The sequence below is a fragment of the uncultured Roseivirga sp. genome (genome assembly GCF_963973945.1).
GTDB lineage: Bacteria > Bacteroidota > Bacteroidia > Cytophagales > Cyclobacteriaceae > Roseivirga.
In genome coordinates this window covers 36,279-52,873 of record NZ_CAXBBV010000017.1, presented here as the reverse complement: position 1 = coordinate 52,873, position 16,595 = coordinate 36,279, and the positions used below count along the sequence as shown (strand labels likewise).

The window sequence follows — 16,595 nt, the reverse complement described above, 5'->3', positions numbered from 1 at the left end:
TCAGTACATGCCATTAGCTACCAATGTCTACTTCTCTAGTTCTTCAATTGGGCCTACCAAATGGTCGACCTTCAAGTTTTCACTCACCAAGTTGAGCACTCCTAAAGTATCGATTGTCGTTTGGAGCATTGCTTGGTTAAGGTGCGGACGGGATGTCCAGTTTACATCTTTGAGCCATGCTTCTACATCTTCGGGCTTTAAATGATAAAATTCACTTATCCGTTTCACCTTATCTGTACTGGCAATAAATTGATTGACTTGCTGAAATAAGGCGTTTATAGTTGTCAATACTGCTTCTTTCTTTTCTTCAAAGGCCTTGTCCGACACACAAATCACAAAGCAACTAAAAGGTGTTTTACGCTCTCCTACCCTTCTAAATTCTCCACTGTCTACCAGAGATTTAGTCGTGAACTTCTCCCAAAGGAAAATATCAGAATCGCCATATTGGAACGACTCTCGAGCACCAGCCAGATTATCAATCACTTCAAACTTCATGTTTTCTGTAGACCATCCTCTAGCCTTAGCGTCAATAATGGCCATAAGATGTGAACCTGAACCAAAGCGGCTAATGGCATAACGCTTTCCTTCAATATCTGAAACGGATTGGAAGTCGGAATTTGCAGGCACATGAATTCCCCAGGTTAAAGAGGAATCGACATAAAAACTGAAGATTTTGAATGTTTTTCCTTTATCAATTCCCTGAACTGCGCCTTCGGTAAGTAGCACCCCAATGTCTAAATCGCCATCGTGTAATGCTTGCGCCAAAAGGCCTGTGCCACCATGATAATCTGTCCAATGTGGTTTAATACCAGATTTCTCAAGTATTCCTGAAGAAAGCAATAGTTGCCAAGGCATATTAAAATGTTCTGGCACTCCCCCTATTTTCAATTCAACCATTAGTCTTTCGAAAAAATTGAGGCGCAAAGAACACCAAAATCATAGAAAAAAACGCCCAAAATGTAGAAAGAATGTCGTACTACTGATTAAGAGGCGGATTAAATAAATGAAAGGATTGTGGAAAGACGTTGACATGAAAAAGCCTCCATAAGTATTCCACTTATGAAGGCTTCTTTCAAATTATTAGAATGTCAGATTATCTGATCTCTTTCATCAGTTCCTCAATGGCCTTTTCCAGCTGCTGATCTCTTCCTTTATCTACAACACCCGGCATTAACTTCACTTTAAACTGAGGTTCAGTTTGGTTGTTTTCCATCCACTCGCCTGCTTTGTTTTTAGCACTTACAGGCACCACACCCCATCTGCCACCATCGGGTAAACCTTCCCAACCTGCAAAACTACAAGTACCAGGCACTGGCATACCGACAGTTTTTCCAATCTTAAGGTCTGTATAACCACTGGCAAAGCAGTGACCGTCAGAATACATGCTTTCGTTGAACATGGCTAAAGTTGGCTTTGTCCAGCGAGAAGTTGGTTCTCCACCTACCACTTTGGCTTCTGTAGCATAAGTAATAAATGGTTCACCAGTAAAGAACATGGCCAAATCTGCTACCAAGTCACCTCCACCATTAAATCGTGTATCGACTACAACGGCTTTACGGTCAGAGAATTTACCCATCATGTCTTCGTAAATACTACGGTAAGGGCCATCGCTCATACCCGGAATATGTACATAGCCCAACTGACCGTTACTCTTCTCTTCTACTTCTTTCTCGTTGATTTTCACCCAACGATCATACAACAAACCTCTTTCAGCACCTAAAGAAATAGGCTTCATTGTGATCTGTTGTCTCTTTTTAGTTGCGGGATCATAGATTTCTAACAAAGTAAATTGGTCTGCTTTACGGTTTAGATACTTGGCTACATCCACATTCTGAGCAATGATTTCTCCATCAATTTTCTCGATGATCATGCCTTTAGTTACATTGAGGTTCGCTTTGTCTAAAGGACCGCCTTTAATTACTTCGGTAATTAAAATACCATCGTCTTTGTGTTTATAATCCATAAAAATACCCAGCGAAGCAGTAGCATCGGCATTTGTAATACTTGTGCTATATCTGGCACCTGAGTGCGACACATTTAGCTCTCCAAGCATTTCTGAAAGCAATTCTGAGAACTCGTATGAGTTACCGATAGAAGGCAGATACTTAGCGTATTCCTTTCTCATTAACTCCCAATCAATACCATGGAAAGTTGGCTCGTAGAAAACATTTTTGGTTCTAATATAAACATGATCAAACATATATTGACGCTCTGCAACGGCATCATAATTCATTTCACCTTTGACATCCACCCCTTCACGTTTTCCACTTTCTGGATCAATTTTAGAAATTCTTCCTCCACTTAATAAGTAAAGATTCTTTCTGTCTTTATCCCAAGTAAGGCTACCGAAACCTGCATCGAGCTTCATTGCCATTTTTGTTTCGCGGGTTCTTAAATCTGTACTCCAAAGGTTCATTCCTTTTTCAAAACGCGCCAAGTAGTACAGTTTATCGCCATCTTTAGAAAGTACGGCATCGCCCAAACTAGAAGAGTGAATGGTCATTCTCACCTTTCTGTCTTTCATATCATCCCAATCGAAAGTAAGGTCTTTCACCTTTTCCTTCTCTTTTTCATCTTTCTTGTCTTTGTCCTTTTCCTTGTCTTCAGCGTCCTCTTTTTTGGTTGCTTTTTCGATTTCTTTCATCAAGTCATAATCTTCTTTGCTTAGGTTGTACTTATCCCAAGCGTCTTGATCGAAGAACATACTATACACATCGCGTTGAGACGAACCACTGGTGGCATAACTTTTCAAACCATCACGGTTACTGAACCAAATCATTTGCTTACCATCATTCACCCATTTAGGGCTGCTATCGCCATAACCACTTTCAGTAAGGTTTACTCGTTTAGAACCATCTGCGGCTAAAAGTAAAATTTCGCTATTGCTCAGTGTTTTTCCCCAATCGAACAAAATCCATTTGCTGTCGGGACTCCAACTGAAAGACTGGTCTCCATCACCCATGTGATACAAATCCTCTGGGGTCATTAAAGTAGTTGTATTGTTCGAAGCCAAATCCAACACCTTTAAAGTTCTTCTTCCTTCAATAAAAGCTAGCTTTTTTCCATCGGGTGAAAAGTTTGGAAGGTAATTATCGAGCTTATTTTGCACTAAAGGCTCTTCCTTTAATAAGGTGGCAGCGAAGAAAAATGGTTCTTCGGTTTCGCGGATTCTTGTGGTTTTGAAAATGCTCCATCGCCCATCTCTTTCGCTGGCATACACCACTGATTTTCCATCGGGTGAAAAAGTAACAAACCTTTCTTGCTCTGGAGTATTGGTAATTCTTTTTGTGAGGGAACCATCTACAGAAGTAACAAACACTTCGCCACGGGCCGTAAAGGCTATTTCTTTTCCATTCGGTGAAATGGCCATTTCGCCAACACCACCATTGATGGAAACGAATTTATCGCTGTTAGCCTTGCTTTGTGTAACGATATTCACCGAAAGCTTTTTAGGTTGTTGCCCTTCTTTCATGGTGTATAATTCGCCATCGTAGCCAAAGCTTAAAATGCCTCCGCCCATGCTTAGGAAACGAACTGGGTGAGTTTTGAAATTCGTTAGTTGAGTCCTTGCAGAAGGGTTGTCTAGCGAAAGCTTGTGCACATTGAAATTGCCACTTTCTTCGCTTAAAAAGTAAAGGCTTTTCTCATCTTGGCTAAAAATCGGCTGGCGGTCTTCTCCTTCATAAGAAGTAATCATTTTGTGAGAATCCGTCCTTTTATCATATACCCAAATATCGCGGGCAATGGCAGAGTTTTGATGCTTACGGAATTCGTTTTCGCCTCCTTTTTTATCGTGGTAAACCATCTGGCTTCCACTTTTATTTACTTGTACATACTCTGCTGGAAAAGTAAAAACTTGGTCTACACGCCCTCCAGCTACTGGAACCGAATATAATTCAGACTGGGAACCATGAGGGTACTGTCTGTGTTCGGCTAAATCTTGTCTTAGCGCTCCAAATAATACCGATTTATTATCAGCAGAAAAGGAGAAGGGCTGCTCATCGTTTGAGTGGAAAGTAATGCGGTGGGCTTCTCCTCCACGGATGTCCATAGTGAATACATCGAAATTGCCGTAGCGGTCTGAAGCAAAGGCAATGGTTTTTCCATCTTTGCTAAATACAGGCATCAAATCATGCGATTCGTGAAAGGTAAGTTGAGTAGCATCGCCACCATTTGAGCTTACCTTATATAGGTCGCCTTTGTAGGTAAAAACTATTGTTGAGCCATCTGGAGAGATGACCGGATAACGAAGCCAGTTTGGCGCAGTTTGGGCGAAAAGCCCCACCGAAACCAACATTAAAAATGTGATGAGTTGTTTTTTCATATCAGGGTTGTTTTGAAGAGGGTGAAGCTATGAAAAAAATCAAATTACCGCTAATAGCAATTACAGGAATTAAGTAAGCTAAAAATGAAAAAACCCTTGAAGTTCTAGAAACTCCAAGGGCTTAAATTCTTATTTCGAAAGAAAAGCTATTCCCTTCGCTCTCCCGCTGTAACAATGTTACCTCTCAGGGTTAAAATGACTTGTTGAGCTGTAGGGTCGTTGGTGACAAGCGTTACGGTTTTGTTTTGGTTACCGCGTTTGCCAGCGCTATTGAATCGCACAAATACTTCTCCGCTTTTACCAGGAGCAACTGCATCGGTAGAGTATTTGGGTACTGTGCAACCACAAGACCCACGTGCTGATAAAATTTTCAATGGAGCCGTGCCAATGTTCTTAAAAGTAAAGACATGATCTACAGTATCACCCGGGGCAATTTCTCCAAAGTTATACAGCTTGTTTTCAAACTCTATTTTAGCAGCTTCACTTACCGTGGCCTCTTGCGCCTTAACAGCAAAAGCTGCCAAAAGCAGAAACATTGAAATCATTAACTTTTTCATACGCTGTAATTTTCTTCAAGTTAAATATTAATCATCCAACAAAGCAACATTCAAAAAGTCGATCATAGGTAAAATGACTGTGTAAGATTCGATTACCATGTCATGAAAACCATCAGAAAGAATGTCTTTTCGTGTAATCGGACGTATGGCCGCGATACTTTTCAACCTCAGCAATTCGATGAACTCATGATCTTGCGAATAGCCTTTTGGTGCAGTTTTCAGTGCCTCTTCGGTATAGAAATGAAACCAACTTTTAAAAGGCTCGGCATGCAAAGTTTTCATCAGTTTGCGTCCCTCATAATCAATTTCAGTTCTAATTTTCTTGAGCCTTTCACTGTCTGGATGCCAAATTCCACCCGCTATTAAGGTTTCATCTGACCCCAAGTGCACATAGAAATCAGCCAAGCCTTTCCCATGCCCAAACACTACTCCAAAATGATTTTTGTAAGTAGGCCTTTCAGGATGAAACATCAAATTGTTATTGATTCGACTAATGGCTTTTCTGGCCGAAGGTTGCACAATTCTTGGGTCGATTTCTTTCAGCGAAGCTAAAATAGGCTCGAACAGATTGACCACTTCGTTTTTAGCTTCTTCGTACCAAGCCCTATTGGCATCCATCCACTCTTTAGAGTTGTTTGCATTGAGTTGTTCTAAAAATTCAAAAATCACCTTTCTTGCCATGCTACTTACTACCCGCTTTTCCGCTTAAAGTTTATGCTTGATTTTCAATAAGAGAAATTCCGTTTAAATCCGTGGTTAAGTAGTCTGTCATTACATCAAAAAAAGGACGCAAGGCTAAAAAGGTAGCTACTGCATTTTCTACAAAATCAGGTGAGGTTACTTCTTTATCAGAGAAGCTCTTGAAGACATACATGGATTTATACCTTAATAGATCAATGGAAGGATGATCTTTCTCAAAGCCTTTTGGCGCGGTTTTCAGCTGCTCGCCCTGTAAGCCTCCAAAAGTTTTGATGAACTTAGGATCGGAGATTACTTTCTTTAAAGGTTCGTCATCCATGGCAATGTGATCGCGAATAAGTTTGATATCATCGGCATTGGGCTGATAGAAACCTCCGCCCACTACCGTGTTTCCGCCCGGTTGTATATGGAAGTAGTAACCACCCCTCAATGCTGGCTTCGATCGATTGAAACTTCCAGCCCAGCGTGGGTTATAAGGGCTTTTATCTTTCGAAAAGCGTACATCTCTATAGATCCGCATCAAGCTCTTTTTACCTGTGGGTGTAGTGATTTGGTCATGTTTCGAAAGCCCTGCCAATAAAGCATCGGCTACAGAAATTGCATTTTCATGGGCTTGTTCGTAGGTTTTCTTATTGGCTGTAAACCATTCGCGGTTATTGTTTTCAGATAAAGCTTTCAGAAACGAAAAATTAGAGGGACTGATGTTCATGACTTTGATGGTTTGATATTTCAAATAAAGCTAATACTTACTAAACGAATTGCCTTCTGAATTTGGGACATTTTAACACTTATCGATGCGCTTGGTAATAAGCAAGAGGCAATACCTTCCCTAAAGCATCAAGCTTTTCCTTTTCAATAACAGTTGATTCGCTATAAGCCAAAGCTTCTTTGAGTTGTTCTTTGGTACGAATTCCTACCACGGCACTGGTTACAGCGGAATGACTCAATATCCATCGCAAAGCCAAATGCGACAGTTTCGTTTTGTCATCTGTAAGTTTCTTCATTTCATTGACCAGCAATTCGATTTCTCGTGACTTATAATTAAGATATACCTCTGGGATTTTACCACCCAATAACCCTTTTGCTAAACCACCACGTGCCATTAGGCCTACTCCATTACTTTCCAACAAATCCAGCATTTGTTCCTCAGGTCTTCTGTCGAGCAAACTGTATTGCATCATTACACTGGCAATATTTGAATTGGCTACATATTCTCGAATTACATTTGGGCGAATGGAAGAAATGCCATGATTCCTGATTTTACCTTCAGCCCTTAACTGCTCAAAAGCTTCTATCACTTCATTGATTGGGTCTTCTATTGTGCCGCCATGCAGCTGATACAAATCAATGTAATCCGTTTGAAGTCTTTTCAAGCTCAGGTCAACTGCTTTCAGAATATAGTCTTTCGAAGGGTTCCAATCCCAACCGCTACCATCCGCTCTTAGTTGATTGCCTACTTTTGTTGCCACAATCACCTCGGATCTTTTGCCTTTTAATGCTCGTCCAAGTGCTTCTTCGTTCTTTCCTTGATCATAAAGGTCGGCCGTATCAAAATAATTTATTCCGTCATCAATGGCAGCGTGAATCAACTCATCATTGTCCCTTCGGCTCAAATCCATTGACATACAGCCGAATGCGATTTCGCTGATTTGCAATTCTGTATTCTTTAATGCTCTATATTTCATCACAAAAAACTAAACAGTAATAGATGCAAATAAATTCAAGGTTCAACTTGCCAAAAGAAAATCGATTTTCATATATTTGCACTCGCTTTTGAAAAGCGGATTGGCGCTCTATCCTACCGAAACTTCGGGAGGATAGAGACACAACGGTCCCTTAGCTCAATTGGATAGAGCAACTGCCTTCTAAGCAGTAGGTTTCAGGTTCGATTCCTGAAGGGATCACCAATAGTCCCATACATCCCGTATGGGACTATTTTTTTTAGTGGGTGACGGTTATTTATTTTCCCGCACCTGTTGGTGTTCTTGAGGCTGACCGAGAATGATTTCAAGTAGTTTATTACAAGAGGCTATTTTACCTGTTATTATTAAATCCCTTTTAGGTCTATGGCGTAATGGTAGCTGATTAAAGATCTAGAATCTTGGTTATCAAGCCAGCCAAGTTCTTTGTGACTTTCAATTACAATCTGTTTAGTATTAAACTCTTGAAACTTATCTGCTACTCGTTCTAATATTTCCAGTTCTTTTTCAGAAAACAATTCCTTTTTAAAGGGTCTATCAGTTCTGGCTGTTAGGAAAGCAATTTGTCCTCCGTCTGGCAATTCATCATAATATTTGTCTAGTGCGTCCCTCTCTGCAAGATGTTCAAAGAGGGTCTCAAATTTATTGTGTACCGGGCCATAGGATATTGCTCTATATTTCGAACCGCTTATTGACATTCCAGTCTCCTTGAAGGAGCAAAAATCACCATAAAATAAAAGCTTATTCATTTTGGTTTTATAGCTCGGTGTCTTGTGAGCAAAATAGACCACCATTTCTGTGAGTTTCTCGAGGCTGGGTTTTTTATAACCAGTAAATTCATCAGCTTCTGAGCCGCCCATTAAGTAGTTGTCAAAATTGATAAAGTCTTCTTCTCGTTCCTCAATCAGTTTATCTATTTTCTTTAGAAGTACTTCTTTGGCTTTAATTGACTCTGTATTCCAATCTTTAGCTAAAGTCATAAACTTAGCAGGATCACTCGCCATTTTTAACAAATTGGCATTCGGTAAGCTTGGTAAATCACCTTTTTCATAAAGACCATAGGTATTGGGGCCAAAGCCTAGGATTTCCCCCATGCGAACTGCGGACAAATCATATTGATCTCTTATTTCTTTGATCTCATCGGATTGAGGGATATGATGCTTTACACGGTATTGGTTATACACCATCTGCATATTTAACTCATCTAACGCTGTCGTGGTAAATTGCTCTCCACTCTCTTCACAAAGGTAAAACTGATATTTAATGGTAAATTCTTCTTTACGATATGGAACAGCTCTCCATTCGTTAGAAAGCTTCATTTCTTTTCCGGTGATAGGGCTTTTCATGGCGTTAGTTTTTGAAAGGATATTGCATAGGGTGTTCGGCAGTGTGGAATGAAATGCAGATGGTTTGAGTGCCAGGTGCACCCAGTGTAATTTTAATATAGATTTCTGTGTCTTTCATTTTTGTACCGAAAACCCACATTTCTTTGCCACCATGCCAATCTTCATCTAAAGGACCTTGACTGTAATCTTTAACAGTAAGTGTATCTAAAACCTGCTCTCTATCGACAGGTCGTATATCCAGGGCTAATAAGGTATTGAAGTTTTTCGCCCTGCTATCTAAAAACAAGATTCCCCAAATCTGTTTCTTCTCTTTAAAGCTTTTGAGGAAAGCTTCAACATCTTCTCTTTGTGTAACGGATTGCAAAGTTAATTGTTTTTATAATCAAACTATATAGTTGTGTTAATTTATTTTAAATGATCAATCTTAAACTATACAGTGCTGTGTTTAAATCGTAACACTAACTACATAGTCACTTTCATTCATCCAAAAACTAATAGACAAATCATCTGAGGCAATTCCAAAAAGTTGAAAAATAGAAACCAACGTTTTAAGATGGTGTTCTGTATTTCCATGTCCTTCGATATAAAGTTTGCCATGTTGTACCTGAGAGGTAAAATGCTTACCCTCTGCATGGGTAGGACTATTGCTTACAGCATACTTAGTACGTCCATAATGATCATGAATTGGTGCTTTTAGCTCTGCGATATTTCTATCATCTAAAACCCAAATGATAACAGTAGTATAAAGATCTTTCCATGATTTGACCTCACACTGGTGCTTACCCAATGATACCTTTTCTGGATTTGTGTCTTTTACATCATATTGAAGTATCTCAGAAAGGCTGACTTGAACAAGCCTCTTGTGTGACGTTTTTTTCTTGATTTGATGTTGGAGATTTAAAAGTAAATCCTTGTCCTTAATATTGAGAATATCCGCTATTAGCTCATTCTTTAATTCGTGTATGCTCATGATATCAATTTTAGAGGTTTAGATCGTAAACATTGTTTAACAGAATTTTGTGGTTTTGAAGCGTAATGTGGTGCTGAGAAAGAGAATTACAATAGTCTTGAAAGAAACTGGCACAATAATTCTCGTCTGTGTCATCAGGTGAAGGGGTAACCAGCACAATGTTCAGATCAATCTCTAAGTGCTCTATAAATTTTCGTATTTGTCCCTTATTCATTATGAATTTTAAGGAATGTATATCCTGAGTAATGTCAGCCATTACATCGTCAAATTCTGTGTTAGCTAACTCGCCTCTATTCCTTTTTTGAGAAATGAACTTTTGCTTCATTGTTGAATAATAGGCTGTCGATACACTATTGAGATTCCCCCTTAGTCCTTCAAGGTAGGTTTCTGATGAAATTCGAATTTCGGTTTCAGTTTTACCACTGACAAATGCCAAATAGCCATACAGAAGATTGAGGTCTGAGAATAATGTTGATTCTAAGCAATATCCGTCATGAGAAAAGGCAATTGAATTTCCTCTCAATCTTGACTCAATTGATGCATTCAATGCCTGACTGTCTAAGAGAGTAGTAAAGTCTTTATCCGTAATAATAACATATTTTTTGTCTTTGAACAGTTGACTAAGGGTCCTTTTATTATGATCGAGTTTGTCAACTAATTTATCTTTCCCTCTGATAAAAAAGAACTGACAATCAGCTGGCTGACTTGTGTTCGGAATTATACCAGCTTCTTGATATTTAGTTAGAAGTAACTTAATATTCTCTATATCATCAGAACCTTCAACGAAAACAACATGATTTGCTTCGTTAAGCTTTTGAAGAGCCAAAATCGGACTTCCAAAGTCCTTCTTGACGAGATCAAAATCCTCAAGAGCTTTTAGCTCTTTTTGAAGCTTAGCTTCATTATTGAGATAGAATAGTTCGCCATTATTGCATTCACTGACAAAAGCATCATTGTGACTAATAATGAATGTTTGATTGTCCGCCAAGTCTCTCAAGCTTTTCATTAGCCTTTTTTGTAAGACTAAATGAATATGACTGTCTGGCTCATCGATAAGCAATATATTAAGTTCTGCAGCTGCGTAATCCAACGTTCCAAATATTTCAATAACCTGTAAAAGACCACTCCCTTGCATATGCAATTCATGCTGCTTACCATTGTGCTTGACCTGAAGATCAATGTATTCTTCATTATCTTGCCTTGAAGAGTTAACGTGTTGAAATTCGAAGGTTGACCCCATCACTTCGCTCACTTGCTCATTAAGTTTTCCAATATGATTATGCTTAACGATCTTATTCCGTAAAACATCTTGAGACTTACCTAGCATTATTTTTCGATTAACCTGCCCTCTAGTCATATAGGGTTCTTCTCCGAGTATTCTGGAAATTGGGGACGTTTCATATAAGAATATTGCTTCATCTAGCTTGATGCTATTGTCTTTCATAGCCTGAGCAAAATCTTTAAAAGCTTGATTATTTCCTTTTGCTACTCTTAGATAAGAATCAGCAATTACTTTTGGCCGATTGATATTGAATGCTAAGTCATGGTTGACTCCATTATGGTGAAGTGTTAGTCTTATGATAGAATCATAAGGATATTTATTAAATAGATCAGTATCTCTCCAGAACCTTAGAAAGTCTAAATCTCTGAAAGGAATATACATGTTGTTACCAACATAGAATTTAATCCTGTTCGTTTGAATGTATCTATGATAACATCTATACCACATTTGAAGTGCTTCAAAGATTGTACTCTTCCCTTGGTTGTTTTCCCCAATGATAACATTAAATGACTCGTTTGTATCAATTGAGATTTCTTGGAGACATTTGAAATTTTCGATATAGATTTTCGATATATGCATGTTTCTTTCTTCTTTTATTTTTCATAATGGTTCTCCGGCTCTGCAGCCATACTCAACTGCTCCTCAGCTTCTTTTATAGTAAGCTGGCCATTCATTAGCATGGGCAATAACCAATCGCGTAATGAGCTGAGTTCTTCGTTTTCGAGGTCTAGGGCTATCTGATTGTATAAGCCCTCAAGGTCTAGGTCTGAATTATTAGCATTGATTCGGCTGATGCTTGCATCAAAAATACTTGTAAAAATGTTGGTCGCATGATCCCAACTGGTAGTTTTTAGGGATAAGTAATTATAGCCCAATCTCATCAAATGGAGAATGGCTGGTATTTTTACTCTGCTGTCTTCGTTGAATTTCATCAAGAGCACCTATATCAAAAAATAATATTTTGGTAGTTTCTTCAACAATATAAGTGAATGTATTTATAATTGGCTTATTGAAGTATGTGAATTATATAAGAATGCTTTGGCACTGTTGAGTGGCTTTTTAAATGGAGCGTTGAGCAGTCGGCACCGTAGGTCAGACCGCGACTCATTCTGTCTGCATCACTTATTAAATGGATTCTCCAGCTTTCCACCAAAGACAGCCTTTGTTGTATGTTTTCACCAACAAATAGAAGGAGAATGGGAAACTATAGAATCCTCAAACCCTTTTGAATCTGTGCTGATCTCATCAAGAAAGTAGAAGCTATAGCGAATAACTCTAGCAACTCAACAGATAGGTCAATCCGTGCCCGATGAGAAATCATAATCCTCACAAACCATTGGCTCTTGCAAAAATTGAGTCCCCTGACTCCCCTTATTTGATTCTACGGTAGGCCTAGCATTCCCTTTCTTTGAAAGAGATGAGATTAGCTCAAACATTAAAGGTTGCTCCTTACCGTTGATTGCAGAAAATTTCAGTTGGTTTCTTTTCGAAGATCTTTTTACTTTTTTCATAAAAGCAGCCTAGCCTTTCGCCTCTTCTTCCTCCTTCAACTTCCTTCTTAAAATTTTACCCACATTGGTTTTAGGCAGTTCGGTTCTGAACTCATAATGCTTCGGACGTTTGTAGCCTGTAAGATTTTCATGGCAATAGTCGCGTAACTCCTCTTCGGTGAGTGATGGATCAGATTTTACAACAAATGCCTTTACACATTCGGTTGAATGCGGATCTGGAACGCCAATTACTGCTACTTCTAACACTTTTGGGTGGTCGGCAATGGCATTTTCAACATCGTTAGGGTATACATTGAAACCCGAAACGTTGATCATATCTTTTTTACGGTCTACAATTTTGAAGAAGCCTTCTTCGTCCATTATACCGATGTCTCCAGTTCTGAAATAACCTCCTTCAAAGAATACTCCGTCATTCTTCTGATTCCAATAACCCGACATTACTTGCGGTCCCTTCACGCAAATTTCTCCTGTTTCGCCTTGTGCTAAGCGGTTTCCGTCATCATCAAAAATGGCCAACTCGGTTGAAGGTACAGGCAAACCAATCGTTCCCATTTTATGGGTGCCATCTAGTGGGTTCACACAAACTACTGGAGAGGTTTCACTCAAACCATAACCTTGCACCAAAGGCGTTCCTGTCATTTCTTGCCACTTTTTGGCTACAAAGTCCTGAACCGCCATTCCGCCTCCAATAGAAACTTTGAAATGAGAGAAATCGATTTCCTTAAAGTTTGACTGGTTCAGCAGTCCATTGAAAAGTGTATTTACACCCGTAAACAAGGTAAATGGATGTTTCTTCAACTCCTTAATAAAACCAGGCATATCACGAGGGTTAGTGATCAGCACGTTTTTAGCTCCAATATGCATCATAAATGTGCAGTTCACATTTAGGGCGAAAATATGATAGAGTGGAATGGCCGTAATCATCACATCTTTTTGTCCATCCTTTAGAAGCGGTTTAAAAACGTGTGTAATGATCAAAGTATGGGCAACTACATTATTGTGAGATAAAATCGCGCCTTTCGATACACCGGTCGTTCCTCCTGTATATTGAAGGAAAGCCGTATCTTCTCCTTTTATCTCAGGCTGAGTGTATTTCATTCGAGCGCCTTTGGCCATAGCACTCTTGAAAGAAATCGGATTGGGAAGGTTATATGCAGGCACCATCTTCTTGATGTGCTTCACCACAAAATTGACGATCTTTCCCTTCAGGCCTCCAAGCATATCACCCAGTTCGGTCACTATAATATTCTCTACCGAAACATGTGGCAATGTCTCTTCCAAGCTCTTGGCAAAATTCGCAATGATCACAATCGTTTTGATTCCAGCATCTTTAAACTGATGCTCCATTTCCCTTGGGGTATAAAGCGGATTGGTATTGACTACAATGCAGCCTGCTTTGATAGCACCAATAAGCACCACAGGGTATTGCAAACAATTGGGCATTTGGATAGCGATCCTATCTCCTTTTACCATGCCCAATTCATTTTGCAGATAGGCCGCAAAATTGGTAGAGAGTTGGTCCACCTCCTGAAAAGTAAGTACTCCGCCCATGTTCTCGAAAGCCTCGCGGCTGCCAAACTGATTGAAGGCATTTTGATAAAGCTCTAGAAGGTTTTTAGGACGTTGATCTTCAATTTCTGCGGGAACACCCTTTGGGTAATGCGCAATCCAGGGGAAAGTACTCATGTATTAAAATTTGGCTATCATCAAATATAAAGATGAATTACCAAAAAAAAAGGAGGCTAACAAACAAGCCTCCTTTCAAACTAAGAAAAACAAATGAATACGTACCTAAATCTAGTATTCAAACTTTAAGAGCTGTAGGGGAAGGAGTCGAACCTTCACGGAGAGATTAGTCGTCAGGTAGTTCAGATTTATTTCTTTTTCTCCACCCTCGAGAAAGGAGGGCATGGCTGCCTGTTTCATCACCCTACAGTGTATAGCTTCTCTTTTGAAACTGTTTCAAAGGTAATAGAAACAGTTGATTCATTAAAATATCAGTAACGTAATGACCTAATATTTAGAGATAAAATAATTAAACTATATATTTATTATTGAATCAATAATTTTAACCAAAAATCATGGCTGATAATTACGAAATCGATAATGTGGATTTAAAAATCCTCTCTATTCTTCAGCATAACGCGAAAAAGCCCTATACCGAAGTAGCCAAACAAGCATTTGTTTCTAGCGGAACAGTACATGTAAGAATGAGCAAGCTTGAAAAAATGGGGGTAGTAAAAGGTGCTTCTCTCGATTTAAACCTTGCTAAGCTTGGTTATAATGTCTCTGCCTTTTTAGGTGTGTTTCTTTCTAAAAGTTCGCTCTATGAAAAAGTAGCGGTGCAGCTCAAGAAAATTGCAGAAATCACTAGCGTTCATTACACTACCGGCAACTATTCTATGTTTGTTAGAATTTATGCAAAAGGCACGGATCACTTGAAGGATATTCTTCATGATAAAATCCAGAAAGTAGATGGTATTGAACGAACGGAAACCTTCATTATACTTGAAGAAACTTTTAACCGAAGTATACAGTTGGAGGGGTAACAAGTACGATTTTACAATTTCTCATAGCTTTTACTAATAGTTTATTGAAAAAAGGAATTGAGGAAACCAATCCTTTAGGCTTTAAGTTGTACCTTTGTATTTAAAACGATTCTAAATAACTAGGAATGAGTAAAGACGATCAGATATTAGAAGAGTTCACCTCCAAAGAATACGAGTTCGGATGGACAGTAGACTTTGAAGCAGATGAGGCTCCCAAAGGTTTGAACGATGATATCATTCGGTTTATTTCTGCAAAAAAGGAAGAGCCGCAATGGATGCTAGAATGGAGGCTTGAAGCTTTTCATGCTTGGCAGAAAATGAAAGAACCAGAGTGGGCTAATGTTCACTATCCAAAAGTAGACTTTCAAGACCTTATATATTACTCTGCACCAAAGAAGAAAAAGAAGGTTAACTCTTTAGATGAGATCGATCCTGAAATGATCGCTACTTTCGAGAGACTTGGCATTTCACTTACGGAGCAAAAAAGACTTACAGGAGTTGCTGTAGATGCTGTTATCGATTCAGTTTCGGTAGCCACTACTTTCAAAGAAACCTTAGGTGAACTAGGAATTATCTTCTGTTCATTTTCAGAAGCAGTGCGCGAACACCCAGAGCTTATTAAAAAGCACATGGGTTCAGTAGTGCCAGCCAACGACAATTACTATGCAGCACTAAACGCAGCAGTATTCTCTGATGGCTCATTCTGCTTTATTCCAAAAGGTGTAAGATGCCCAATGGAGCTTTCCACCTATTTTAGAATCAATGCCGCCAATACAGGTCAGTTTGAAAGAACCCTGATTGTGGCCGAAGAAGGATCTTACGTAAGTTACCTCGAAGGTTGTACCGCTCCTATGCGTGACGAAAACCAATTGCACGCTGCCGTAGTAGAAATCAAAGCAGCAAAAAATGCAGAGGTAAAATACTCAACAGTTCAAAACTGGTACCCAGGGAACAAAGAGGGTAAGGGTGGTATTTACAACTTCGTAACCAAGCGTGGTATTTGCGAAGGCGACCATTCTAAAATCTCTTGGACACAAGTAGAAACTGGTTCGGCTGTTACTTGGAAATACCCTTCATGTATTCTGAAAGGTGATTATTCCGTTGGTGAATTCTATTCCGTAGCCGTAACCAACAATTACCAACAAGCCGATACTGGAACCAAAATGATTCATATTGGTAAAAACACCAAGTCGAGAATCGTATCAAAAGGTATTTCTGCTGGTAAATCGCAAAACAGTTACCGAGGTCAAGTGCATGTAATGAAACGTGCAACCAACGCCCGAAACTTCTCGCAGTGCGATTCGCTTTTGATGGGCGATAAATGTGGTGCACATACATTCCCTTATATCGACATCGAAAATCAATCGGCTCAAGTAGAACACGAAGCCACCACATCTAAAATTGGAGAAGATCAAATCTTCTATTGTCAGCAAAGAGGTATTGATGCCGAAACTGCAGTAGCGCTTATCGTAAACGGATACGCCAAAGAAGTACTTAAGCAATTGCCAATGGAGTTTGCCGTAGAGGCGCAGAAACTTCTTGCACTAACGCTTGAAGGGTCGGTTGGCTAATCTCTATTATAAAACACCTGAACAAGACAGAGTTTAAAGGTACAAAATTCATCGTTGAAGAACCTGAGATAGATTACGCTTCAGCA

At 39.3% G+C, this 16,595-nt stretch carries 14 protein-coding genes and 1 tRNA gene; 3 read left to right on the top strand and 12 right to left on the bottom strand.

Annotation, left to right across the window (positions count from 1 at the left end; translation table 11 throughout):
- Positions 1 to 27: 27 nt before the first annotated feature.
- The 6 genes from AAC026_RS18610 to AAC026_RS18585 all read right to left on the bottom strand — a co-directional run bounded on the left by AAC026_RS18610 (position 28) and on the right by AAC026_RS18585 (position 7,265).
- The gene (locus tag AAC026_RS18610; protein WP_339701287.1) at positions 28 to 855 is read right to left on the bottom strand and encodes an ABC transporter substrate-binding protein; all 828 of its coding nucleotides are present in this window, start codon (positions 853 to 855) and stop codon (positions 28 to 30) included.
- Between the two features lie 238 nt (positions 856 to 1,093).
- A complete protein-coding gene (locus tag AAC026_RS18605; protein WP_339701284.1) occupies positions 1,094 to 4,324 on the bottom strand; it encodes a S41 family peptidase in 3,231 nt (1,076 codons plus the stop codon).
- 146 nt (positions 4,325 to 4,470) lie between these two features.
- Positions 4,471 to 4,881, bottom strand: a complete 411-nt coding sequence (locus AAC026_RS18600) for a DUF1573 domain-containing protein (RefSeq protein ID WP_339701281.1) — start codon at positions 4,879 to 4,881, stop codon at positions 4,471 to 4,473.
- A 27-nt stretch (positions 4,882 to 4,908) separates the two neighbouring features.
- The gene (locus AAC026_RS18595; RefSeq protein WP_339701278.1) at positions 4,909 to 5,562 is read right to left on the bottom strand and encodes a DUF2461 domain-containing protein; all 654 of its coding nucleotides are present in this window, start codon (positions 5,560 to 5,562) and stop codon (positions 4,909 to 4,911) included.
- Between the two features lie 31 nt (positions 5,563 to 5,593).
- Positions 5,594 to 6,289, bottom strand: a complete 696-nt coding sequence (locus AAC026_RS18590; protein WP_339701275.1) for a DUF2461 domain-containing protein — start codon at positions 6,287 to 6,289, stop codon at positions 5,594 to 5,596.
- 79 nt (positions 6,290 to 6,368) lie between these two features.
- Positions 6,369 to 7,265, bottom strand: a complete 897-nt coding sequence (locus AAC026_RS18585; RefSeq protein WP_339701273.1) for an aldo/keto reductase — start codon at positions 7,263 to 7,265, stop codon at positions 6,369 to 6,371.
- 145 nt (positions 7,266 to 7,410) lie between these two features.
- Here AAC026_RS18585 and AAC026_RS18580 point away from each other — a divergent pair.
- Positions 7,411 to 7,487: transfer RNA gene (locus AAC026_RS18580), tRNA-Arg, on the top strand.
- A gap of 140 nt (positions 7,488 to 7,627) precedes the next feature.
- Here the strand turns inward: AAC026_RS18580 and AAC026_RS18575 are convergent.
- The 6 genes from AAC026_RS18575 to AAC026_RS18550 all read right to left on the bottom strand — a co-directional run bounded on the left by AAC026_RS18575 (position 7,628) and on the right by AAC026_RS18550 (position 14,075).
- Positions 7,628 to 8,626 carry a type II TA system antitoxin MqsA family protein gene (locus AAC026_RS18575; protein WP_339701270.1) on the bottom strand — a complete coding sequence of 333 codons (999 nt, stop codon included), beginning with the start codon at positions 8,624 to 8,626 and terminating at the stop codon, positions 7,628 to 7,630.
- A gap of 4 nt (positions 8,627 to 8,630) precedes the next feature.
- Positions 8,631 to 8,990 (bottom strand): hypothetical protein, encoded by a 360-nt coding sequence (locus tag AAC026_RS18570; RefSeq protein WP_339701268.1) that lies wholly within the window; start codon positions 8,988 to 8,990, stop codon positions 8,631 to 8,633.
- Between the two features lie 81 nt (positions 8,991 to 9,071).
- Positions 9,072 to 9,596 (bottom strand): hypothetical protein, encoded by a 525-nt coding sequence (locus AAC026_RS18565; RefSeq protein ID WP_339701266.1) that lies wholly within the window; start codon positions 9,594 to 9,596, stop codon positions 9,072 to 9,074.
- Between the two features lie 10 nt (positions 9,597 to 9,606).
- Entirely contained in the window at positions 9,607 to 11,457 is a 1,851-nt protein-coding gene (locus AAC026_RS18560) for an AAA family ATPase (protein WP_339701263.1), read from the bottom strand.
- Between the two features lie 14 nt (positions 11,458 to 11,471).
- Positions 11,472 to 11,810: a hypothetical protein gene (locus AAC026_RS18555; RefSeq protein WP_339701260.1), complete on the bottom strand. Its 339-nt coding sequence runs from the start codon at positions 11,808 to 11,810 to the stop codon at positions 11,472 to 11,474.
- 588 nt (positions 11,811 to 12,398) lie between these two features.
- Positions 12,399 to 14,075 (bottom strand): AMP-binding protein, encoded by a 1,677-nt coding sequence (locus AAC026_RS18550; RefSeq protein WP_339701257.1) that lies wholly within the window; start codon positions 14,073 to 14,075, stop codon positions 12,399 to 12,401.
- 395 nt (positions 14,076 to 14,470) lie between these two features.
- Here AAC026_RS18550 and AAC026_RS18545 point away from each other — a divergent pair, with 395 nt between their 5' ends.
- Together AAC026_RS18545 and sufB are read left to right on the top strand one after the other, a co-directional pair.
- Positions 14,471 to 14,938 (top strand): Lrp/AsnC ligand binding domain-containing protein, encoded by a 468-nt coding sequence (locus tag AAC026_RS18545; RefSeq protein ID WP_339607322.1) that lies wholly within the window; start codon positions 14,471 to 14,473, stop codon positions 14,936 to 14,938.
- Positions 14,939 to 15,063: 125 nt separating this feature from the next.
- A complete protein-coding gene (gene sufB, locus AAC026_RS18540; protein WP_339607321.1) occupies positions 15,064 to 16,509 on the top strand; it encodes a Fe-S cluster assembly protein SufB in 1,446 nt (481 codons plus the stop codon).
- Positions 16,510 to 16,595 lie beyond the last annotated feature (86 nt).